This window comes from Brachyspira intermedia PWS/A, assembly GCF_000223215.1.
GTDB classification, from domain to species: domain Bacteria; phylum Spirochaetota; class Brachyspiria; order Brachyspirales; family Brachyspiraceae; genus Brachyspira; species Brachyspira intermedia.
Genome location: NC_017243.1, coordinates 956,877 through 979,606, shown reverse-complemented (window position 1 = coordinate 979,606; position 22,730 = coordinate 956,877). Strand labels below are relative to the sequence as shown.

General features: G+C 27.4%; 20 protein-coding genes and 1 tRNA gene. 16 read left to right on the top strand and 5 right to left on the bottom strand.

The window, feature by feature from the left end:
- The first annotated feature begins 215 nt into the window (after window positions 1-215).
- The 3 genes from fabG to fabF all read left to right on the top strand — a co-directional run bounded on the left by fabG (window position 216) and on the right by fabF (window position 2,616).
- Window positions 216-965: a 3-oxoacyl-[acyl-carrier-protein] reductase gene (gene fabG / locus BINT_RS04315; protein WP_014487333.1), complete on the top strand. Its 750-nt coding sequence runs from the start codon at window positions 216-218 to the stop codon at window positions 963-965.
- A gap of 76 nt (window positions 966-1,041) precedes the next feature.
- Window positions 1,042-1,278: an acyl carrier protein gene (acpP, locus tag BINT_RS04310; protein WP_008724300.1), complete on the top strand. Its 237-nt coding sequence runs from the start codon at window positions 1,042-1,044 to the stop codon at window positions 1,276-1,278.
- Between the two features lie 84 nt (window positions 1,279-1,362).
- Window positions 1,363-2,616 (top strand): beta-ketoacyl-ACP synthase II, encoded by a 1,254-nt coding sequence (gene fabF, locus BINT_RS04305; RefSeq protein ID WP_014487332.1) that lies wholly within the window; start codon window positions 1,363-1,365, stop codon window positions 2,614-2,616.
- Window positions 2,617-2,752: 136 nt separating this feature from the next.
- Here the strand turns inward: fabF and BINT_RS04300 are convergent, their stop codons facing one another.
- Both BINT_RS04300 and BINT_RS04295 read right to left on the bottom strand, forming a co-directional pair.
- Window positions 2,753-3,421 (bottom strand): YczE/YyaS/YitT family protein, encoded by a 669-nt coding sequence (locus BINT_RS04300; RefSeq protein WP_014487331.1) that lies wholly within the window; start codon window positions 3,419-3,421, stop codon window positions 2,753-2,755.
- Window positions 3,418-3,822, bottom strand: coding sequence for a MarR family winged helix-turn-helix transcriptional regulator (locus tag BINT_RS04295; RefSeq protein WP_014487330.1), 405 nt, complete (start codon window positions 3,820-3,822; stop codon window positions 3,418-3,420). The genes BINT_RS04300 and BINT_RS04295 overlap by 4 nt, the downstream gene beginning before the upstream one ends.
- Before the next feature lie 213 nt (window positions 3,823-4,035).
- On the opposite strand from BINT_RS04295, the gene trxA reads away from it, so the two are divergent.
- The 4 genes from trxA to BINT_RS04275 all read left to right on the top strand — a co-directional run bounded on the left by trxA (window position 4,036) and on the right by BINT_RS04275 (window position 8,172).
- A complete protein-coding gene (trxA, locus tag BINT_RS04290; protein WP_014487329.1) occupies window positions 4,036-4,353 on the top strand; it encodes a thioredoxin in 318 nt (105 codons plus the stop codon).
- Between the two features lie 107 nt (window positions 4,354-4,460).
- On the top strand, window positions 4,461-6,080 hold the full coding sequence (locus BINT_RS04285; RefSeq protein WP_014487328.1) for a LysM peptidoglycan-binding domain-containing protein: 1,620 nt from the start codon (window positions 4,461-4,463) through the stop codon (window positions 6,078-6,080).
- Window positions 6,077-7,618 carry an NAD(P)H-hydrate dehydratase gene (locus BINT_RS04280; RefSeq protein WP_014487327.1) on the top strand — a complete coding sequence of 514 codons (1,542 nt, stop codon included), beginning with the start codon at window positions 6,077-6,079 and terminating at the stop codon, window positions 7,616-7,618. The genes BINT_RS04285 and BINT_RS04280 overlap by 4 nt, the downstream gene beginning before the upstream one ends.
- Window positions 7,619-7,620: 2 nt before the next feature.
- Complete coding sequence (locus BINT_RS04275; RefSeq protein WP_014487326.1) at window positions 7,621-8,172, top strand: hypothetical protein; 552 nt, start codon at window positions 7,621-7,623, stop codon at window positions 8,170-8,172.
- A 544-nt stretch (window positions 8,173-8,716) separates the two neighbouring features.
- On the opposite strand, the gene BINT_RS04265 is transcribed toward BINT_RS04275, so the two are convergent.
- Window positions 8,717-9,076, bottom strand: a complete 360-nt coding sequence (locus BINT_RS04265; RefSeq protein ID WP_041177247.1) for a preprotein translocase subunit SecG — start codon at window positions 9,074-9,076, stop codon at window positions 8,717-8,719.
- Between the two features lie 213 nt (window positions 9,077-9,289).
- Here BINT_RS04265 and BINT_RS04260 point away from each other — a divergent pair, with 213 nt between their 5' ends.
- The 6 genes from BINT_RS04260 to BINT_RS04235 all read left to right on the top strand — a co-directional run bounded on the left by BINT_RS04260 (window position 9,290) and on the right by BINT_RS04235 (window position 17,434).
- Window positions 9,290-10,870 (top strand): coiled-coil domain-containing protein, encoded by a 1,581-nt coding sequence (locus tag BINT_RS04260; protein WP_014487324.1) that lies wholly within the window; start codon window positions 9,290-9,292, stop codon window positions 10,868-10,870.
- A gap of 19 nt (window positions 10,871-10,889) precedes the next feature.
- On the top strand, window positions 10,890-13,646 hold the full coding sequence (locus tag BINT_RS04255; protein ID WP_014487323.1) for a hypothetical protein: 2,757 nt from the start codon (window positions 10,890-10,892) through the stop codon (window positions 13,644-13,646).
- 179 nt (window positions 13,647-13,825) lie between these two features.
- Complete coding sequence (locus BINT_RS04250; protein WP_014487322.1) at window positions 13,826-14,446, top strand: sugar phosphate isomerase family; 621 nt, start codon at window positions 13,826-13,828, stop codon at window positions 14,444-14,446.
- Between the two features lie 13 nt (window positions 14,447-14,459).
- Window positions 14,460-16,424 (top strand): N-acetylglucosamine-6-phosphate deacetylase, encoded by a 1,965-nt coding sequence (nagA, locus tag BINT_RS04245; protein WP_014487321.1) that lies wholly within the window; start codon window positions 14,460-14,462, stop codon window positions 16,422-16,424.
- A 203-nt stretch (window positions 16,425-16,627) separates the two neighbouring features.
- Window positions 16,628-16,713: transfer RNA gene (locus BINT_RS04240), tRNA-Ser, on the top strand.
- Window positions 16,714-16,726: 13 nt separating this feature from the next.
- Window positions 16,727-17,434 (top strand): flagellar biosynthetic protein FliO, encoded by a 708-nt coding sequence (locus tag BINT_RS04235; protein ID WP_014487320.1) that lies wholly within the window; start codon window positions 16,727-16,729, stop codon window positions 17,432-17,434.
- Between the two features lie 79 nt (window positions 17,435-17,513).
- Here BINT_RS04235 and BINT_RS04230 read toward each other — a convergent pair whose 3' ends face one another.
- Both BINT_RS04230 and fliS read right to left on the bottom strand, forming a co-directional pair.
- Window positions 17,514-18,263 carry an AMP-activated protein kinase subunit beta gene (locus BINT_RS04230; protein WP_014487319.1) on the bottom strand — a complete coding sequence of 250 codons (750 nt, stop codon included), beginning with the start codon at window positions 18,261-18,263 and terminating at the stop codon, window positions 17,514-17,516.
- Window positions 18,264-18,270: 7 nt separating this feature from the next.
- The gene (gene fliS / locus BINT_RS04225) at window positions 18,271-18,735 is read right to left on the bottom strand and encodes a flagellar export chaperone FliS (RefSeq protein WP_041177246.1); all 465 of its coding nucleotides are present in this window, start codon (window positions 18,733-18,735) and stop codon (window positions 18,271-18,273) included.
- 152 nt (window positions 18,736-18,887) lie between these two features.
- On the opposite strand from fliS, the gene BINT_RS04220 reads away from it, so the two are divergent.
- From BINT_RS04220 to ptsP, 3 genes are all read left to right on the top strand, one after another.
- Complete coding sequence (locus tag BINT_RS04220; RefSeq protein WP_014487317.1) at window positions 18,888-19,709, top strand: aldo/keto reductase; 822 nt, start codon at window positions 18,888-18,890, stop codon at window positions 19,707-19,709.
- A 102-nt stretch (window positions 19,710-19,811) separates the two neighbouring features.
- A complete protein-coding gene (locus BINT_RS04215) occupies window positions 19,812-20,528 on the top strand; it encodes a 5'-methylthioadenosine/adenosylhomocysteine nucleosidase (protein ID WP_014487316.1) in 717 nt (238 codons plus the stop codon).
- Between the two features lie 440 nt (window positions 20,529-20,968).
- Window positions 20,969-22,717, top strand: coding sequence for a phosphoenolpyruvate--protein phosphotransferase (ptsP, locus tag BINT_RS04210; protein WP_014487315.1), 1,749 nt, complete (start codon window positions 20,969-20,971; stop codon window positions 22,715-22,717).
- The last annotated feature ends 13 nt before the right edge of the window (window positions 22,718-22,730 follow it).

The following is a 22,730-nucleotide window of genomic DNA, read 5'->3' as shown; positions in this document are numbered from 1 at the left end:
AAAAATAAAAAAACTCTGGAAAATTGTCGTTCCAGAGTTTTTTATAAACAAAAATCACATATACTTCGACTTTTAAACCAAAAAAGTCGAAAATTTTAAAATGATATTTTTAGCTTGACAAATTCAATATATTTTGTTTTAATATAATATATATTTAACTAATAAAAATTTTTTTGTTATATTTATATATCTTTACATATCAAAAAAGGGTAAATATGGACTTAAATCTTAAAAATAAAACAGCTATAGTAACAGGTTCAAGTAGAGGAATAGGAAAAAAAATAGCAGAAACTCTAGCAAAAGAAGGAGTTAATGTTGTAATCACTGCTACAAATTTAGAAAAGGCCTCTCAAGTAGCTGAAGAAATAAAATCTACTTTCAATGTAGAAACTTTTGCAATTCAACATGATGCAAAATCAAGCGAATCTTGTAAAGAAGTAGTTGCTAAAACTATAGAAAAATTCGGCTCTATTGATATACTTGTAAATAATGCAGGTATTACTAAAGATATGTTAGTACTTCAAATGGAAGATAATGCATGGAATGATGTAATATCAACAAATCTTTCAGGTACTTTTTATATGTCAAGAGAAGCTGCTAAAAATATGCTTAGAGCAAGAAAAGGCAAGATAATCAATATATCCAGTGTTATAGGAAAAATGGGAAATGCAGGACAGGCTAATTATGCTGCTGCTAAGGCTGGAATCATAGGAATGACTAAATCTATGGCCAAAGAATTTGCCCCTAGAAATATATGTGTAAATGCAGTAGCTCCGGGATTCATACAAACAGATATGACAGGAGTTTTACCTGAAGATACAGTAAAAGGAATTATGAGCATTACACCGTTGAAAAGATTAGGAACACCTGAAGATGTATCTAATTTAGTACTATTTTTAGCTTCTGATATGAGCAATTATATCACAGGAGAAGTAATAGCAGTTGACGGCGGAATGTCAATGTAATTAATTATATAAAAGCATATAATGTGTTTAAAAGCACTTTATTAATAATAAACAATAAATTTAAGGAGAATTAAAAATGGCATTAATCGATGAAATTAAAGATGTTGTTGCTAATCAATTAAACATCTCAGACAAAAGTAAAATCACTGATACAGCTTCTTTCGTAGATGATTTAAACGCTGATTCACTTGATTTAGTAGAATTAATCATGGAATTAGAAAAACGTTATGAAATCAAAATTCCTCAAGAAGATCAAGAAAAAATCAAAAATGTAGCTGATGCTGCTAAATACATTGAAGAACATAAAAAATAATTATACTATTTAATTTCCCGTAAATAGAATTATGTCTTTTACGGGAAATTTTTTGTATAGTTCAAAATCATAGGAGTTTTATATATGAGTGAACGTAGAGTTGTAATTACGGGGCTTGGAATAGTAAGTTCTCTAGGAAATGATGTAAAAACATTTTGGGATAATTTGCTTAATGGTGTTTCAGGTATAAAAACATTAAGTAAATATTTTGATCCTGAAAAAGAGCAGCTTATTACCAAAATCGGTGCTGAAGCTTTACCAGTTGAGGGCGATTATTATTCTGATAAAAAAATGTTAAGAAGATTAGACCCTTTTATTAATTTTGGAATATATGCCGCTCATCATGCATTTAAGCAGGCTGGTATAGAACCTAAAACAGGCTTTGATCCTTTAAGAGCCGGTTGTGTTCTTGGTAGCGGTATTGGCGGTATGACTACTCTTTTATCAAATCACAAAATCATACTTAATGACGGACCTAGCAGAGTATCACCTTTCTTTGTACCTATGCAGATAATTAATATGACACCTGGTTTAATATCTATGGAATATGGTATGAACGGACCTAATTACAGTACAGTTACTGCTTGTGCTTCTTCAAACCATTCTATAGGTTTAGGATACAAACATATTAAAGATAATGAAGCTGATATTATGGTAGTTGGAGGTTCTGAAGCTACTATTAACCCTCTTACTATAGCTGGTTTCAATAATGCTAGAGCTTTATCTACTAGAAATGATGAACCAACTAAAGCATCAAGACCTTTTGATAAAGGAAGAGATGGATTCGTTATTGCCGAGGGTGCTGGTATATTGATACTTGAAGAGTATGAGCATGCTAAGAAAAGAAATGCTAATATACTTGCTGAAGTTTGCGGTTATGGATTTACTGCTGATGCTAATCATATCACTGCTCCTTTAGAAGACGGTGCTATGGGTGCTAGAGCTATGTCTTTAGCTATAGAAAGTGCTAAAATCTCACCTGATAAAATCAGCTATGTTAATACTCATGGTACTTCTACTCCTGTAGGAGATATAGCTGAAATTAAGGCTATTAAAAAGGCTTTAGGTGAAGATCATGCTAAAAAGATAAAAATTAACTCTACAAAATCTATGACAGGTCATGCTTTAGGAGCTGCAGGCGGTATAGAAGCTATTGCTACTATTATGAGTATTATTGAAGGTAAAGTTCACCCTACTATCAATGTGGAAGAACAAGATCCTGAATGCGATTTAGATGTTGTTGCTAATACTGCTCAAGATTATAAAATAGAATATGCTATAAGCAATTCTTTCGGTTTCGGCGGACATAATGCTTCTATAGTATTCAAGAAAATATAATTAATTTTTTAATAAAATTAAAAAAATAAAAGCCCTATTTATTATAAATGGGGCTTTTTATTTTAACATTTTTTAATACTAAATCATAATAGAGATACATTGTGATTATTTACAAACTAAATTATAAATTTTATGCTTAAATAGTTTTTCCAATTAAATACTTATCTTCTAAAACTTTCAAAGGCTTGCTTACTAGTTTTGCTATAAATCCTACAAAAATTGCCGCTATAATAGTACCTTCCCTAACTCCTTCTAAATGTCCTAAATATATTAGAATAGTAGTTAAAGAAATCAATACTAATGTAACATCAAAAGCTATTTTAGTATTTCCAAATTTTACAGGAAAAACTTTACATATAGCCAATACCAATCCCTCTCCCGGAGTAGTAACTAATTTCGCCATAACCTCTATACTTACTCCTACACCAACCATCAATATCCCTATAATACATAAAATCCATTGCTGAAAATAATTTGTATATGTTATATCTTTTATTAAAGATTGTGAAAAATCTATCATCATTCCAAATAAAATCAATGCCGGTATCTGAAATAGCTGAAATAAATCATATTTCTTTCTTAAAAGGACTATTTGTAATATTATAAATAAGATATTAATAATAATAGTAGTTTCTCCAACCGAAAGCCCTGATATATAGCTTGTAACATATGGTACGCTTGAAATTGGAGAAGTACCTAATGATGCCTTAATTGAAAATGCTATTCCCAAAGACATCAAATAAAGCCCTATCAAAAATATAATACATCTCTCAATAAAATGATTTTTAAAAATTTCTTTGTTCATTGTTCGACTCCGTTATCTGTAAGTGATTTGCATATTTCTATTAATAAAATTTTAAGTTCTTCCTGTTTATCCTGAGGTATATTTTTTATTGCCTCATTTTCTATTCTTTCAAAAATGTCAAGCATAGCCTTTGAAATTTCTTCTCCTTTATCAGTTAAAGAAACATAAAGTGACCTTCTATTTCCTTCATGCTGTTTTCTCTCTATAAGACCGGCTTTTTCCATACCTAATAATATACTTCCAACCGTTGTCTGCTCTATTTCAAGGTAATTTGCTATAGTTTTTTGATCTGCTTCCTTGAATTTAGATAAAAAATACAATACTTTAGGCTGTCCTGATGTAAGCCCTATTTTATTAGCCTCGTACATTATTTTACGGGCAAATATAGAATTGGTTTTCATTAACAAATAATGCAGATTTTCCAATAGTGAGAATCCTTATAATAAGTATACGTATAATAACAATACTTATTATATACTAATACATTTAAAAGTCAAATAACATATACTACATATAGGTATATAGAAAAAATTAAAAAAGTGATTGACTTTTAATAAAGTTAGAGTATACTAATTATATAAATAAAATTAAAAAATAAGCGAGGGGAAATAAATATGTCAGTACAAGAATTAAAAACAGATAATTTTGAAGCAGCTATAAAAGGAGATAAAGCTATATTAGTTGACTTTTTCGCTGAATGGTGTGGACCTTGTAAAATGCAGACTCCTGTATTACATAAAGTAGCAGATCAATATGCTGATAAAATGAATTTTGGAGCTGTTAATGTTGATGAGGCTGAGGAAGTTGCTGCTAAATATGGTGTTCAATCTATACCTACTCTAATGGTATTCAAAGGTGGAGAAATGGTAAAAAGAGCTGAAGGTATGAAAAATGAAGCTCAATTAAAAGAATGGTTGAAAGAATATCTATAAATAAAATATTTGATTTTTAGCCTAATTTTATTAAAAATTAGGCTTTTATTTATTCTAAATTGATATATAATTCGCAATTATATTATAAAAAATTCAAGGTATAATATATGCTAAACACTAATAATAAATTGCTAGAAAATATATCAAATGAATTCAATATAGAAAATAATGAAGTTGAAAATATCGTTCAAAAATTATTCTCAAAAATAACATCATCCATTTTAAATAAAAACAGATTTTATATTTATAAAGTTGGTATTTTAAGTTTAGATAAAGATAATAATATCATATTAAATAAAGAAGATGAAGATTTTGATGAATCATTAGAATCACTCAATGTTACAAATAATAATATAAAAAATATTTTTTTAGAAAAATCAATATATAAAAGTATATTCAAAAATATAGCCGATATATCAAAAGAAGAAAATGTATACATCAAAGATTTCGGTACTTTTTCAAATACTAGTTTTGAATCCGATAATCATCTAAAAATCAAAATAAAAGAATTAGATAATAATGAAATAGTAGAAGACATACTAGATGAATTAGACAGTCAAATAAAAAATAAGAGTATTAATTATAATTCAAATAATGAGGAAATTGAAGAAATTATTGAAATTACTGATGAAGAGAATAAAGAAGAAGAAAACAAATCTATAGATAATAATATTGTAGGAAATATATGGAAAAATTATAATTCTATAGATTTAAATAGCATGATAAAAAATTTAAATGAAAAAGAAGTTATAGAAAATAAATCCGAAAAAGTAGAAAAACTAGAAGAATCAAAAATTAATAATAATATATCCGATAATAACAACAATGATTATCCTGAAATGAAAGAATATTCAAAAGAAGAATTATTGGATATTAATCATTTTGATAAAGAAGATTTAGAATACAATGATACTGATAATAAGGAGGATATAGAAGTAGATAATATATTAGAAGTAAATATACAAAAAGAATTATTTAATAAGAATAACAACAATAATAATAAAACACTAAACACTAATATTAAAAAATCAGGAAATAAAACTATGGATAAAAAAAATATAAAAAGAAACAATTCATTACTTGTGGGTATTATAAGAGTAATATTTATAATAATAATAATATTTATACTTGGTATAGCATCAACAATATACTATACAAACAATAAGATGATATCTGGTAATAATATAGAAAATAGAAAACTTTATGATATAGTTAATGAATATTTTAATCAAATAGATTCAGCAAACTTATCATATATCACTTCAAAAGACATGTATTATTGGGATATAGCAAAAACTATATATGGAGATGCTACATACTGGCCTTTAATATATGCTTATAACAACGATAAGTTTAAAATAAGTAATGTTATAAAAAAAGGAAGTACTATATCTTATAGAAACATTCCGGATTTTTACTCTGTAAGAGAGATAAAATATTTAAATAATACATTATCAAAATCTTATATATATGTTTACCCTATACTAACAAATGATAATAAATATAATCATGCTTTATGGGCATTAAAATTATCAGCATATTATGATTTGAATGTATTTAAAAACAATTCAAATGTAATACCTGAAGAAACATATATGGAAATATTAAATAATAATAGTACAATAAATACTACATATAATGATCTTATAAAATATGGTCAATTAAATGAAAATATAGTTTTATCAATTTTTGATATTATAAAGGAAGCATTAGGAATAAAAAAATGAAAGTTGTAACTACAGAAGATTTAATTAATATAGATAAAAAAACTATAGAAAAAATTCCTTCCATACTTCTTATGGAGCATGTAGCAAGTGAAATTTTTTATTTACTTGTAAAAAGACATAGAAAATTATTATATACAAAAACTGTTTATATTTTTTCATCTGTTGGAGGAAACGGAGGAGATGGGCTTGCAATAGCTAGATATTTAATAAAAAACGGATATGATGTTAAAATATATATAACAGGAAATCTTGACAGAGTTAATAAAGATACATACTCTAATTTTAATATATTAAAATCTATGAATATAGATATTAATTATTTAGGAAGCGAAGAAGATGCTGTATCCGCTGCTGAAAATATAGAAAGAAAATCTATAGTATTAGATTCATTATTCGGAACAGGCGGAAACAGACCATTAGAAGGAATACAAAAAACTCTTATAGACTGCTTAAATAATTTAGATGTTCTTAGAATAGCAATAGATATACCTTCAGGATTAGCTTCAAAAATAAATGACTATGATAATGTGCATACTTGTTTTAAAGCTCATGAAACTTATACAATTTGCTTTGCAAAAGATATATTCTTCTTATATAGAACTAGAGAATATATAGGAAAATTATTCATAATAAAATCAATATTTCCTAATGAAATACTAGATAGTTGGGGATATAAAGCAAAACTAATAGACTATAATGAAAAAATACATATAAACAGAAACTCACTATACAGCAAAAGAGAACAAGGAATGCTTGCTATAGTGGCAGGAAGCGATAATTATATAGGTGCTGCCGTTTTAGCTGCAAATGCCGCTTATAGATTAGGTGTAGGATATATAAGACTATATGTACCTAAAGGCATAGTGAAAAATATAAGAGATGCTGTAATGCCTTCTATGCCTGAAGTTGTTATTATAGGAGTTGGTGAAGAAAATCAAAAATTCTTCACAGAAAATGATATTGAAATAGTAAATGATATTAATAAAAGTGATGCTTGTATAATAGGCTCAGGTATAGGCAGAGATATGTCTACAGAAATTTTCATAAACAGTATATTAAAGCAAATAAATATACCTACTGTTATAGATGCTGATGCTTTATACTTAATGTTTGAAAGCACTCTTAATGAACTTAACAATAATTTTATAATTACACCTCATATATATGAATTTGAAAAACTTACACAAATCAATCATATAGAGGCATTAGAAAATCCATATCAGGCATTATTAAGATACAGACAAAAAACTAATGCTTCAATAGTCTTAAAAGATGCTGTAAGTTTCTTAATGCATGAAAATGATATATATATAAATTATAACCCTAGAGAATCTATGGGAAAAGCAGGCATGGGAGATGTTTTTGCTGGATTTATAGGTGCTTTGCTTGCTAGAAGATTAAATGTATTAGAGGCTTCAAAATTAGCATTGATAATACAGTCTAAATCTTTTAATATATTATCAAAAAAATTCGGAAATGATTATATTCAGCCTAAAGATTTAGCAAATATTTCATACAAAATACTAAAAAGGATATAAATTTGCCTAGAGAAGTTTACGACCCTAAAGAAAAAGAATTAGAATTCTATGGTAAAAGAGATATAAAACCTCCAGCTCCTAAAAGAGAAGTAAGTATATTTGCAAGAAGATGGTTCATGTTTTTATACGGTACTTTTCTTACATTAGCTGTAGTTGGTATGCTTTTGTATAAAAAAGGATTCTTTAATAATATACCATTATTTGAAGCTTTAAAGCCTAAAACTGATGTAATAGTAAAGATTAATAAAGCACAGTCTATTGATGATGTTATAATAACAACTATAGAACTTGAAAATTCTAATTACACTAATTCTGAAAGTGTAGAAATACTAAGAACTTCTTTCTCATTATACAAATATAGAAAATTAATATTTTCAGGAGATCGTTCTTTTAATAATATAAGATTCCCTGTAGGTCAAAGAATAGGATTTGAGCTTAACTTTGATAAAAATTATTGGAAAGAAGCTAATAAACTAGAAATAATACTGCGTTTCGATAATAATCTAGTCAAAACTAATAGCATAAATACCAAAAAAATCAAAATAAAATATTGATCTATAGCTAGACAACTATATTTTGTCAATTTTAATATTTTTGCAGATGCATTATCAACTTTTTTGACACGGCTTCGCCAAAGTTGCTGCCTACACATACCAAAGGTATGCTACGTGAGCTTGACTTCGTCGGCACGCTTCGTAAAAACGCAATTGATAGAACTTTATATTTGAAAAATACTTATTAAATATAGGATATATCCTAAATTTGGATTAAAAATGCCGTTCTTCGCCGTAGGCGTACTTCGGTATGGTTCTCGCCGCAGGCGGGCTTCGCCTTATACCAATACCGAAAGGTACCTTGCCTACGGCACGCAGAGCGTCGGTAAAAGAACTGGGGGTGTTACGAAGTACGCAGAGCGGCACGACTGTGTGCTTTGCAGGGCTAGTCCCCACAAATAATAAAAATAACAAAATAATTTTTGACAAAATATAATTGTTTGGGTATATACTACAAAATAAGCAAAAATAAAAAGAACTGCTATTTTATAAACAGTTCTTTTTATTTATATATTTTTCAATCTAATTAATTAGATAATTATATTTATTGATTAGAAACAGTATTTGTATTTTCCATAGTTGTATCAGCATTAGTAGGTGCTGTTAATGGAGCTGATGGCTGCTGCTGAGTAGTTGTAGTATTAGCAGGAGTATTTGTAACATTTTCAAAAGCAGTTTTCTGAGTGCTTATAGCAACAGATATAAGTAATGCCCCTACTATAAATATAGTAGAAAGAAAAGTAGTAGCCTTACTTAAAGCATTTCCTCTTTGACTGCCCAAAACATTAGCCTGAGCACTTGAAAATAAACCTTCAGCTTTACCACCTTGTATAATTATTATCAATATTAGTAGTACACATATTATAGAATAAACTACGATTCCTAAAGTTAGTAAAGCGTTCATATATATTTTTCCTTAAAATTAATTTCTTATATTATAAATATTATTTTGTTGCTAAAAATTATAACATCATACAAAATATTTTTCAAGCATAAAAGACTTAATTTTATTTAAGAAATATGGTATTATGTAAATAAAAAAATATTTTTATTAGTAAATTTAAATTTTTTCCGTTAATACTAATAAGGATTATAATATAATGGCAGGTGCTTTATAATGGCTGTAAAAAAGACAGATACTAAAAAAAGACTACTAAAAAACTTTAGACACCAAAAAACTGCATCCAAAACAGCAGAAGAAAAAACTACTGGCAGAATTTCATATAAGGAATTATCTGAAGAATTAAGATTAAAGTTGCAAAAGTCTGATGAAAAAATAGCTGAATTAAATAAAAAATATAAAAAAGTAGTAGATATACAAAAAAAGAAAATAGAAGATAAATACAAAAAAATAATAGAAGATTTAGAATCAAAAAAATCTATACCTGCCAGAACACAAAGCAGTAATGCTGAGATAAATAAACTTCAAAAAAGATTGGAGAAATTAGAAAAAACCAATCAAAAATTAGAAGAAGAAAAAAGAAAAATAGAATTAAAAAATGAAGAATTAAAACAGAAGGCAAGAGAAGCTTTAAAATCAAAAAGCGAAATGTCTTCAAAAAGTGCCAAAACAGACAGAGAAGCTCTAAAAGAAATTAAAGCATTAAAAGAGCAATTATTAGAATCAGAACAAGAAAAGAAAGAATTAAGAGCAAAATTAAAAGAAGCTGTAGCAGATTTAAAAAATGCTAAGAAAAATACAAATAAACTTTCAAAAGAAGATAAAGAACAATATAAAGAAAATTTGAGAATATTAAAGCAGATAGAAAAAGAATCAAAAGCATTAGATAAAAAAAGAGAACTTCTAAAAAAAGAAGAAGAAAAACTTAAAGAAATAAGAGGCGATATAAAAAGTTCTGCTAAAGATATAGCTTCTACAATGAGAAAAAGTTATATAGCTGCTGATGATGAAGATGATAATGATGGTAATTTATTATCAAATATGGATGCCAAAACAGAAGAAGGCATTACAAAATTAGCAACTTTATTATGTGCTGCTATGGACGATTACAGAGAGCAGAAAGAAAAAGAAAGAGAAGAAGCTGAAAAAGAAGCAGAATCTGTATCCGTTTTATCTGAAGGCGAAGAAAGATTAAACAAAGCATCTGAAGAATTAGAAACTCTCGTTGAAAACAGATTGGAAGATTCAGAAAGTACAAAAGATGAAAATTTAAGTAAAAGACCTTTCACTATTATTGATAAAATAGAAAATAGCCGTGTAGAAATTAATGAAGGATATACTCCTCCTGCAGGCGGACAAGCTATAGTAGCTTCTCCTGATTCTACTCAGCAAATAGGACAAGCTCCTCAACAAGGACAGCAGCCTAATATCACAGTTAAAGTTGAAGCTCCTAAAGAAAGTGCTAAATTGGCTAAACCTGAATCTCAATTAAGACCAGCCAGTGAAACACCTACTATGAGAATGAAACTTTTAGATGATATAGATGATTATGAAAAGAAACTTGTAATCACTTATGGTTTTGATAATATGCCTGAAAACACTTACTATTCTAAATACAAAAGAATATTAAGAAATGCTGCTAGAATAAGTTTGTTCGGTAATTTACAGGAAGGTCTTGAAATGTTCAAACTTATAAGAGATCAGAATATACCTGATGAATATAAGCAGATGATAGATAAAAACATACAAGATATCACTTACTATTTAAGAGGCTTGCATAGAGTTAGAATGGAATAAATACAGGATAAAAAGAATAATGAAAAAGCTTATAAGAATTATATTAGCATTATTGATAATACCTATATTATCATGCTCTCAAAAAAAAGTAGTAGATAGAGAAATAGAAGCCGTTTACGATAAAAAAGATAATTCTTATACCATTACATATCCTGAATATAATAAACAGTATCCTAAATTTATAAATTTAAAATATGGAAAAAGCGTAAAAATAAATGAAGGAATATCATTAACTTATAATATAGATTCTGATAATATACCTATACAATTAAATATAGAAGTAGAAGAAAATGATATAACAAAAAAACTTTCTATAGAAAATCCATTAGTTAATAGAAATATAAACCTTACATTATACGCTACAAATTTTACTCCGCCATTAGAAAAAGATAAATTGGATAAATTATCTGTAAGTATAGAAACTGTAGGAAATGTTGATACAAAAGATAAAGTAAAAATTGCAATCAATCAATATGATGATAAAAGAAAAACAAGAGAAAATATAGCATTAATACTTCCAGAAAGCGGACATATAGCAAAAAGCAACCCTCCTTTCGTTATGATAAATAAAAGAACAACTCTCACTAGAATATCAATATCTAAAGAGCTTTCATTTACAACACGTTATGAATATACATTGAGAAATAATAGTTTCTTTTCTATAACTAATACATTAGAAAACGGAAAATGGTATATAGCATTCGATGAAAACGGAGATACAAATTTAAGAAAAATTTACCATTTCTTTATAGATGATAGCAGTACAAAGATAATACCTATAACAAATAAAACTTTTAATATACCAAGACCTTTTGTATTTATAGATAAGCAAACATTTGAAGTTTTATACAATTTATTATATAGGGCAACAAGACTTCAGCCTTCTGTGCTTTTAAGAAATATAAATGCATTCAAATCATATACTTCAGCAAATATGGGTAAATGGTCTGTTAACAACATAGCATATTCATTTACCGATGATACTAATAAATTATACTTTGAAAATCTTCCTTCCCATACAATGGTTATGTCTTTAAAAGCTGCTTTTGAACCTAATAATAATTTACTAAAATATGAAATAAAGCAGATGATAAGGGATATAGTAAATTTAGATGAAACAAAAATAGAAAATTATAATGTTATAGATGCTGTTAATATATTGGCTAATTCTTTGCTTATGCCATTTGATTTAATGTATGATGAGTTTTCTCCTGAAGAAATAGTTTTAATGAAGCAGGAATTTATAAAATATGGAGAAACACTTTATAATTATATAGTAGAAAATCCATCAGAATACAGAAATAAAAACACAATAAAATATGTTACAACATTAGGCTTAATAGCAATCAATATGCTTAATGAAAATGTCAATCAGGATCAAATTAGAAATTGGCATTATTTTTCTATGAATTATATAAACAGCATGGTATTTTCTATGTTCGAAAGTGACGGAAGTTTTAAATCTTCAATAAGTGAAGCATTTGATACTATTATGCCTATATTAACTTATGCATTATCATTAAAAAATGTAGGTATATTTGATGCTTTCACTTTAGAATCATTTAGAAATATAGGAAAATATTTATCAATAGTAGGATATCCTTCAGGCTATACTTTGCCTATAGGATATACTGGAATATATAATAGAAGCAAATTAAGATTCGATACAGGTGCTAGAAATGCAGTTATGGAGCTTTTAAGCAAAATGTATGCTAATCCATTATATAAAAATTATGCTGTATTTGCACAAAGCGAATCTGCTGATATAAGATATCTTCCTTATGTATTAATGTGGAATAATTACTATCTTAAAGATAATGTTAATTCTACTGTTGATTTTCAATTTGAAACTTTACTTTTGAAAAAAATACAAACTGCTATTTATAATGAAAATATAAAAGCTCTAAATGCTCCTTATTTGGCAGTATATGCAAAAGGAAGAAATGCAGATGAGTCTTTCGGACTTAATCATAATGATAGAATGAGCTTCGTATATTACAATTACGGAGATTCTATAATAGATGAATTAGGATACAATTTTGATTCTAATAATTATACTATTTTCAAAGATGCTGATTTTCATAATGGCATATCAATAGATACAGACAAAATAGAAGAAAATATGGGCAGTTATTCTTATATAGAAAATATCACTAATTATTATAAGATGTTCTATGCTCATGCTAAAGCAAATCAAAGATATACATACCCTGTAAATCTCAAAAATTATGATAGAAGATTTTACTATTTAAAACCTAATATTTTGATAATAAAAGAAAATATTGAAGCATTGCCTGATATAACAAGAGAATATCATGTTTACGGATATAAATATAAATGGAATGTAAATTCAAAACTTCCTATAACTTTTGATAATGAATCTAATAAATTCATTATAGACGGTGCTTACTCTTATACATATATACAAATACTTTCATCAAATGAATTAGAATATAATGTTATTCAAACTAATATAGGACAGAATAAATTATATACAGCACAAGTATCAACTAGAGAAAATGTAAAGAAATTTGAACCTTGGATAATAGTAAGCACAATGCCGAAAAATAATGTTCCTATTGGTATGAGAAGAAATATTTTAAATCCTAATATAAATATAGGAAATTTCACAAGTACAAATTTGAACTTCACTGCCGGAAATAAACAATACTATATAAATATAGAAGATTATATAAATACTTCAGATAATACAAATAAAATAAACAATATACTATATACAGAAAATAGGGAAAGTGTTATAATAAGTTCAGATTAATTTTAATTAATTATAAAGGACTTATTAATGAATATATATATAGCTGATTCATATCGAGATTATACCGTATTCACAGCAAAACATATTCTAAATTTCTTAGAAAAGAAACAGGAAAAAAAGAAAAACTTTACATCTCTGTTTCCAGTCAAGATGATACTAAAGATATCTATAAAGAAATAGTGGAAAATGTTAAAAACTATAAAATTAATTTCAAAAATATATTTATATTTCAGCAGTCGGAATATATAGGTTTAGCCCCGACAGATAAAAACAGTAAAGCGTATTTTTTACAAGAAAATTTGCTTTCAAAAATAGATATACCAAAAGAAAATGTATTTTTATTTGATGGAAGTGGTGATGAATCTCAAATGGATAAACAGCTTGAAATAATAAATAAAATAGGAAGATTCGATGTTATATGGTATTCGCTCACTGCTGATTCAACTTCTGCAGGAAATGAAAGAATGTCATCATTATCTTCATTATTTAGAATAAAAACTTTAAGCGAACATTCTGTAAATGAAATTAAAAATAAATTTGAAGATGAAAGCAAAGTGCCTACTACTGTATTTAGTATGGGTATGGGATTTATAGATATGGTTGATACTGTACTGCTAACATCATCTGGAATAGATAATTCATGTTCTTTAAGAGATTGTTTAGAACAGGGAATAAGTAATTCTTCACCTTTAAGCAAATTACAAAAACACAGTGATGTTACAGTAATAGCAGACTATGAATCATCTTTGAGATTATCAAGTCAAACCGTATTTATGAAAATAGAAAAAAATATAAAATAAAAGGAGAATATACATGAGAATCATTATTACAAATGAAAGCGTTTATGAATGGGCTGCTTATTATACTGTTAAATGTATATTAGACTATGCAGATCAAGACAAGCCCTTTGTGTTATCTTTTCCTTTAAGATATGTCAATAAATCGTATTATCAAAAATTATTATCTTTCTACAATGATAATATAGTATCTTTCAAAAATATTCATATAGTTTCATCTGGTGAATATATAGATTCAAATATATCACAAAAATATTTAGAAGATAATTTTTTAAAATTTATAGATATACCTAAAGAAAATGTACATTTATTTGACAGTAATGTAGCAAATAGGAAAGAAGAAGCTAAAAGAATGGCTAATTTAATAAAAGAATTAGGCAATATCACTTTATTGATAGATAATTTAGCTGAAGATGGAAGTTTCTTACTTAATACTCCAAGCTCATCATTAGAAGGAAGCGTTAGAGATAAAAAGATAAGCGAAATAATAAGAAGCTATGAATCTAAAAAATTCAATATGCCTATAGAAATGTTCCCAAGAGAAGGTTTTACATTAGGTTTTGAAGAAGCATTTAATGCAAAATATGTACTTGTTATGGCTAGCGGATACGATGTTTCTGATGCTTTGGCTCATTGTGTTGAAGGAGCTATAAGCCAATTCTACCCTACTTCAGTATTACAGGAACATAAAAAACTTATTATTGTTGCCGATGAAGAATCAAGCAGCGATTTAAAAGTAAAAACTTATAAATATGCTAAGAGTTTGGAAAGCAAAAGTTTACATCCTAAAGAACTTATTAAAGGACTTTATAAATCTTATTATGCTCTTACAAACATCAAAATATTTGACGGTGAAAAGTTTATAGATGGACATTGTATTGTTATAGAAAATAATGTCATAAAAAGCGTAGAAAAAGAAATTGATGTTGATGCTGTTATTACAAGAATAGATTTAGGAGGAAAGATAGTAGCTCCTGGATATATAGACTTGCAGGTTAATGGTATAGGAGGCTATGATATTAATGCTGATCCTTCTATAGAAACATTAAAAAACATGAATGAAGTTTGTCAAAGATATGGCTGTACTTCATATTTACCTACTGTAATTACAAACGGTGATGATTATATGTTAAAAATCATAGACTTGTTTAACAGTATAGAAGATTTATCAGTAATAGGCGTATTAGGAATACATTTTGAAGGACCTTATATATCACATGAAAAAAGAGGTATTCATAATGATAAATTTATAAGAGAACCTAATATGGAAATGATAGATAAAATCAATGCTTCAAAATGTGTAATGGTAACAGTAGCACCTGAAATGGTTGACGGTGAAGTGATAGAAGAATTTGCTATGGGAGGAAAGGTTGTATCAGTAGGACATACTAACGGCACTTATGCAGAAATAAAAGAGAAAATACCTTATGGCATAACTTTTGCAACTCACTTATTCAATGCTATGCGTCCTTGGGGTTCAAGAGAGCCGGGTGCTGTTGGTGCTGTACTTGAAACAAAAGATATGTATGCTGGTTTAATATGCGATGGTGTACATTGTGATTTTGCTTCAGTAGAACTTGCATACAAATTAAAAACAGGTCATATATGTATAGTAACTGATGCTATAGCTCCAGCTGCTGCTCCGGAAATAAAAGAATATATTTGGGCCGGCAAAAAAATACATAGGGATGGAAACAGACTTATAGATGATAACGGTACTTTAGGAGGTTCATCTATAACTATGAGTCAATCTGTAAGAAATGTAGTTAATGAAGTTGGTGCTACAGTAGAAGAGGCTTTAAAAATGGCTTCACTCTACCCTGCTCAGGTTATGGGCATAGATGATAAATACGGCAGAATCAAAGAAGGATATATTGCTGATTTAGTTGTATTAGATGAAAAATTAGTAGTAAAAGGCGTTGTATTCAAAGGAAATTACAAAGAATACGATTATGACCATGAATGGGTAACTCATGCTTAAACTATAAAGTTTCAATTTATTAAATAAATAAGGCTTTGCTTAATTTTTTAAGTAAAGCCTTTTTAATTAATAAATGATTATTACCAAAATGCTAATCATTTTAATCAATAAAAACATACAATACAAAATTAGTAATTATATACTTGACTAAAAATCTTATTTATGTTATCATAATACAACTATTGAGAAAAATATATAGTTATGGAGAGATGCCCGAGAGGCCGAAGGGAGCAGTTTGCTAAACTGTCGTAGGCAACCCCTACCGCGGGTTCGAATCCCGCTCTCTCCGCATCGGTTTATATATGATTAAAAAAATTTCTGTCATATTCTTAATTATTTTCAGCATAGCACTTACTCAAGAAAACACAAATGATACTAATCTAAATAATACTAACAATGCTGCTGCAGTAACAGAAGAAAATACAAATAATGCACCAGAAACTAATTTTTTTAATGCCCCTATAGATAATACCAACAATGCTAATGAACCTGCTATATTACAAGATATAAGAAATATTCAGGACAGAGCCGAAGTAAGTAATGGCTGGATGTTTATAAGAGCCATAATTGGTTTTATAGTTACTTTGGTTGGTATATACCTTGTATTTATATATTTAAAAAATAAGTCAAAAAAAGTTTCAGGATCAAGCGATATTATCAAAGTTCTCGCCACTACTCCGGTAGCTACAAACAGATATATATCTATAATAGAGATTGTTGAAGATATGTACTTGGTTTCTATTTCGGATCATAATATTAATTTATTATCAAAGATTGAAGATAAAGAAACTAAAGATCAAATAAAAATGATGTATATTAATTCTAAAAATAACACTGTAGATGACAGTTTCAAAAATATTTTTAATCAAACATTATCCGTATTTAAACAGCCTAAAATGAAAGAAAAAGATCCTTTACAAACAACCTCAGAAATTAGAGAAAGACTTCATGATTTGAATGCTGAAAATCCTACAATAAATAATAATGATGATGATAATCAAAATAAATAAGTAAAAAGTAAGTAAATAATAAAAAAGGATAGCTAATTTAATAGCTATCCTTTTTATTTTATATTAATTAATTATATTATTAATATACCATTCTTTTATTAGTTTGATTATAATTTATCAATGTATATGAATGAAGTCTTCCGTCACTTCCTTTATAAACATTCATATTAAGAGGATCAACTTCCCATATTCTGTCTACAACGAAATTATAATAGTAGTTTCCAGCCTCAGCTCTCAAAGTTATAACCCATAAATTATTAGAATAAGTCATAGGATATCTTAAACTATCGAAACCTAATTTATCAGAAGTAAACATAACCTCTTTAGCTGTATCATTGCTGTAGAAGAATGTAACTGTACCATCAGAATTATAAATAGGATTTTTTTCATAGAATCCTATATCATTAGTTAAAACAAAATAGCTTACAACCTGATTATTATTATCATATTCTATATTAGCATTTACAGGATCATTAATCCAAACACCATTCACTCTGTATCTATATGTATATTTTCCAGCTTTAAGCGGATGCTGCCAAAGATAATAATAAACACCATAAGAACTCTTTATAAGAGGTATACTATCCTCCCAATTATTGAAATCGCCGGATACTTCTACAGAATCATAGTTCTCAGCAAAAGTAAATAATACTCCGTCATTTACTATTCTAGGAGCCATAACATCTTGTATATTATAATATTTTAAAATTTCCAATCTATTCATTCTAGCTTCATACTGTTCTATAGTTTCAGTATCTTTCTCTCCACATGACAAAAGAACTATGCTAAAAATAATAAATAATATTGTTGATTTATATATTTTTTTCATTGCTTACTCAACCTGTTATATTTAATTTAGTATCACTATTTGATGAAGAATTATCTTTGTTACTATTAGATGATGCTTTGCTTTCACTGTTAGCCTTAGACATTTGCTCTTCAACACCTTCCCAAGCTGTTTTAAGCTCTTTAAGATATCTTATAACTTCTAACAAAGGCGGCTTAGTTTTAGATATATTACCTTCTGTGAGTTTTTGATTCATATATGTATATATAGAAGCAAGTCTATGTGCTATATCTCCAGCCTCATAATTAAGAGAAGATAAAAGCTCATATATGATTTCCTGTGCTTTTAGTATATTATTATGTGCTTCTTCAGTACCATGTTTTTTATCCATAGCGGCACAGGCAGTTTCCAAAAACTTAATAGCTCCGTCATAAAGCATAACTATAAGTCGGTTTTGTGAAGCGGTACTCACATCGACTTTTTTATATTTTTCGTAGCCGTTATTACTTGACAATTGAATCCCCCCATTTGTATTATTATGTTAATTACTAAATATTATCGGAAAATCATAAAAAGCATAAAACATTTTTTAAGATAAAAAAATATAGCTGTAATATTATCTATTATATCATATAATAAAATTAATACCATAATAAGGAATAATTTATGATTAATGTAAAATTTAATAACGGTATAGAAATGCCTATATTAGGGCTTGGACTATATAAAATAACAGATAAAAAAGAAGTAGAAAATGCTGTGAAATGGGCTATAGAAGCAGGATACAGAAAATTTGATACGGCTCAATTTTATGACAATGAAAAAGAATTGGGAGAAGCTATAAGAAAAACAGGAATAAAAAGAGAAGAATTATTTATAACCACTAAAATATGGAATACAAAGCAAGGTTATAACTCTACAAGAAAATCATTTGAAGAAAGTTTGGAAAAACTTAATATGGATTATGTAGATTTAGTTCTTATCCATTGGCCTGGTCAGAAAAAAGAAAGATATTTAGATACGTACAGAGCATTAGAAAATATATGTCAGAGTAAAAAAGCTAAGTCTATAGGATTAAGCAACTTTGAAATAAATCATTTAAAAGATATATTTGCACATTGTAATATAGCACCTGTGATAAATCAAATAGAAAGACATCCTAATTTACAGAGAAATGAATTAATAGAATTTTGTAAAAATCATAATATAATAGCAGAAGCATGGTCGCCATTAGCAAGAGGAAAACTATTTAATGATAAAACTATAATTGATATAGCAAATAAATATAATAAAACTCCATCACAAATAATATTAAGGTGGAATATAGAAAATAATATATCTGTTATACCTAAATCCGTAAATAAAGAAAGAATAGAAGAAAATATAAATGTATTTGATTTTAAATTAGATAAAAACGATATAGAAAAAATAAATTCATTAGAAAATGGATTTAGAGTGGGACCTGATCCTTTAACTTTTGATTTTTAAATAAACATATTCATTATTATATAATAAAATTATAATAAAAAGTTTATAAAAATAGATTTTTAATATATAATTTATTAATCATTATTATTTGGAGGATATTTTATGTCTGATATAAAAAGAATTGCTATAATAGGTGCTATGGATTCAGAAATCACCAACTTTAAAGGTATGATTGAAAATATAGAAGAAATTGAAATAGCTAATATTACTTACTATAAAGGAATATTATGCGGTAAAAATGTAGTATTATTAAAGTCAGGAATAGGTAAAGTTAATGCTGCTATTGCTACAACTATAGCCATAGAAAGATTTAATGTTGAAAAAATAATATTTACAGGTGTTGCAGGTTCTGGTAATCCTGATTATGATATATCTGATATAGTTATATCAAAAGATTTAATAGAACATGACTTTGATACAAGTGATTTAGATGGAGATGAACTTACTGTATTAGTTAAAGGCTATGATAAAAATTATTATCCTGCTGATGCTTCTTTGATACAATTAGCAAAAGAATCTGCACAAAAAGTTATAAAAGAAAATAAAATATATATTGATACAATAGCTACAGGTGATCAGTTTGTAGGCAACAATGAAAAAGTTAAGCAAATTCATAATAAATTCAAAGCCGGAGCTATAGAAATGGAAGGTGCTGCTGTTGCCCATGCTGCTTTAATGTATAAAGTACCTTTTGTAGTTATAAGATCATTATCTGATAAAGCAGACAGTGATGCTGTAGTAGATTTTCCTAAATTTGTTGTAAAATCTGCCCAAAACTCAATGAAAATAGTAGTTGAAATGCTAGAAAATATGAAGTAAATAAAATATAAAAGCGAGTCGTAGCCACCAAGTAGGTTATTGTAGGCTACACCTTGAAGTAAGGTGGACTTCGTCGACGAGCAAGCAATAATAAAAATGCTTGAGAATATAAAGTGATAACTATAAAAATTGTGAGCGTCTGCTAAGTTTACTTGGCAGACCAATAAAAGCGAACAATTTTTATTAGCAACAATAAAACAGGTGATAACTGACAAAGGAAGTTATCACCTGTTTTTTAGCGAGTTTATCGCTAGCAATAATAAAAATAAAAAATCTTATAACTTTAAGTTGTCAGCTATTTTTTTATAAACTTTATATCTATAAATAACATAACATTTTCATATTGAAAAATAATATTATTTACAATTAATTTACTATTGAAAATATTTTGCATTTATAATATAATCTTTACTATTAATTAACATAATATCGGAGAATACATGCCGGATAAAAGAACGATATTAAATGGAAATGGTGTTGGAGATGATGTAGCTATAGGAAATTCATTTTTTTATACTCCATCTTTAAGTACGCCTATATATAAAATAGAAGAATCTGATATAGAAGAAGAATATAGAAGATTTGATGAAGCTGTAAAGAAATCTATAAATGAAATAGAATTATTACAAAATCATGTGGATAATAATATAAAAAATATTCTGCATACTCATATATTAATGCTTCAGGACAGAGTAATCACTAAACAGGTAAAAGAAGAAGTTAAAGAAAAATTATTTAATATAGAACATATATACGATACAATCATATCAGGATATCTCGATAAATTATCATCTATAAATAATAAAATGCTTTCAGAAAGAAGCGGAGATATTATTGATATAAAATCAAGACTTATAAGAAATTTGATACAGCCTGATTCAGGAGATTATTCGCAAGTTCCTAAAGACAGTATTGTAATAGCAAAAACACTAACGCCAAGCGATGTTTTAAAATTCAATAATATAGGTGTTTCAGGATTTATAGTAGAAAGTGGAGGATACACTTCGCATGCTGCAATACTTGCTAAATCTTTCGGTATTACAACTATATTCAATATAGCAGATATATCAAGTAAAATAAAAAATGGCAGAAAAATAATAATAGACTGCAAAAGCAATATAGTTATAATGAATCCTAGTAAAAGAGATGTGGAAAATTATACTGCATTGTCAGAAAATATAAAAAAATTAAAAGAAAAATCTATATTAGATGCTAAAGAAGCAGCATCAACAAAAGACGGCATAGAAATAAAAGTACATGCGAATATAGATATACCGGAAGAAACAGAAAGTTTATTAAAATTCGGTATAGATTCAATAGGATTATATAGGACAGAGTTTTTATATATATTTTCAGATGATGGAATAGCTACTGAACTTCCTAGCGAAGAAATACAATTTCAAGTATATAAAAAGATCGCTTCTAAAATAAAAGGAAGAGTAATAATAAGAACTTTGGATATAGGAGGAGATAAAATATCGCCCGCTTTAGGATTAGATTTTAAAGAGGATAATCCTTTCTTAGGCTGGCGTGCTATAAGATTCTGCCTATCTAATAGAGAATTATTTAAAGATCAGATAAAGGCATTGCTTAGAGCTTCTCATTATGGAAATATAGAAATAATGATTCCTATGATAAGCACTTTAGAAGAATTTATTGAAACTAAAAATTTTATAGAATATGTTAAAGATGAATTAAGACATGAAAATAAAGATTTTAATGATTCAATGAAAATAGGTGCTTTAATAGAAACTCCTTCAGCTGCTGCAATTATAGATTTAATAGTAAAAGAAGCTGATTTCTTATCCATAGGTTCTAATGATTTAGTTCAGTATATGATGGCATGCGATAGAACAAATGAAAAGCTTATGTATTTATATAATCCAATAGATATATCTGTTTTAAGAACTTTAAAAAGAGTTATAAAAATAGCCAATGAAAACAATAAGCCTGTAACATTATGCGGTGAAATGGCTGGAGTTCCGGAATATACTCCTGTACTATTAGGTCTTGGAATAAGAGAGCTTTCTATGTCTGTAACATCTGTAGCCAAAGTAAAAAATATCATCAGAAATATAAGCATAGAAGAATGCGAAGAGTTAGTAAATAATATGCTTGATAAATGCGATAATAATTTTTCAAGATCAATTTTAAGAACTTTTTTAAGAAAAACATATAAAATTAATTAATGAATAATGAAGG

What these genes read in the sequence shown, in the direction of transcription:
- BINT_RS04230 (WP_014487319.1), bottom strand. Translation starts at nt 18,263, where the DNA reads ATGAAAAAAATATATAAATCAACAATATTATTTATTATTTTTAGCATA.
- BINT_RS04265 (WP_041177247.1), bottom strand. Translation starts at nt 9,076, where the DNA reads ATGAACGCTTTACTAACTTTAGGAATCGTAGTTTATTCTATAATATGT.
- ptsP (WP_014487315.1), top strand. Translation starts at nt 20,969, where the DNA reads ATGCCGGATAAAAGAACGATATTAAATGGAAATGGTGTTGGAGATGAT.
- acpP (WP_008724300.1), top strand. Translation starts at nt 1,042, where the DNA reads ATGGCATTAATCGATGAAATTAAAGATGTTGTTGCTAATCAATTAAAC.
- fabG (WP_014487333.1), top strand. Translation starts at nt 216, where the DNA reads ATGGACTTAAATCTTAAAAATAAAACAGCTATAGTAACAGGTTCAAGT.
- BINT_RS04235 (WP_014487320.1), top strand. Translation starts at nt 16,727, where the DNA reads ATGATTAAAAAAATTTCTGTCATATTCTTAATTATTTTCAGCATAGCA.
- trxA (WP_014487329.1), top strand. Translation starts at nt 4,036, where the DNA reads ATGTCAGTACAAGAATTAAAAACAGATAATTTTGAAGCAGCTATAAAA.
- fabF (WP_014487332.1), top strand. Translation starts at nt 1,363, where the DNA reads ATGAGTGAACGTAGAGTTGTAATTACGGGGCTTGGAATAGTAAGTTCT.
- BINT_RS04300 (WP_014487331.1), bottom strand. Translation starts at nt 3,421, where the DNA reads ATGAACAAAGAAATTTTTAAAAATCATTTTATTGAGAGATGTATTATA.
- BINT_RS04215 (WP_014487316.1), top strand. Translation starts at nt 19,812, where the DNA reads ATGTCTGATATAAAAAGAATTGCTATAATAGGTGCTATGGATTCAGAA.
- BINT_RS04285 (WP_014487328.1), top strand. Translation starts at nt 4,461, where the DNA reads ATGCTAAACACTAATAATAAATTGCTAGAAAATATATCAAATGAATTC.
- BINT_RS04220 (WP_014487317.1), top strand. Translation starts at nt 18,888, where the DNA reads ATGATTAATGTAAAATTTAATAACGGTATAGAAATGCCTATATTAGGG.
- BINT_RS04255 (WP_014487323.1), top strand. Translation starts at nt 10,890, where the DNA reads ATGAAAAAGCTTATAAGAATTATATTAGCATTATTGATAATACCTATA.
- BINT_RS04260 (WP_014487324.1), top strand. Translation starts at nt 9,290, where the DNA reads ATGGCTGTAAAAAAGACAGATACTAAAAAAAGACTACTAAAAAACTTT.
- BINT_RS04295 (WP_014487330.1), bottom strand. Translation starts at nt 3,822, where the DNA reads ATGAAAACCAATTCTATATTTGCCCGTAAAATAATGTACGAGGCTAAT.
- nagA (WP_014487321.1), top strand. Translation starts at nt 14,460, where the DNA reads ATGAGAATCATTATTACAAATGAAAGCGTTTATGAATGGGCTGCTTAT.
- BINT_RS04280 (WP_014487327.1), top strand. Translation starts at nt 6,077, where the DNA reads ATGAAAGTTGTAACTACAGAAGATTTAATTAATATAGATAAAAAAACT.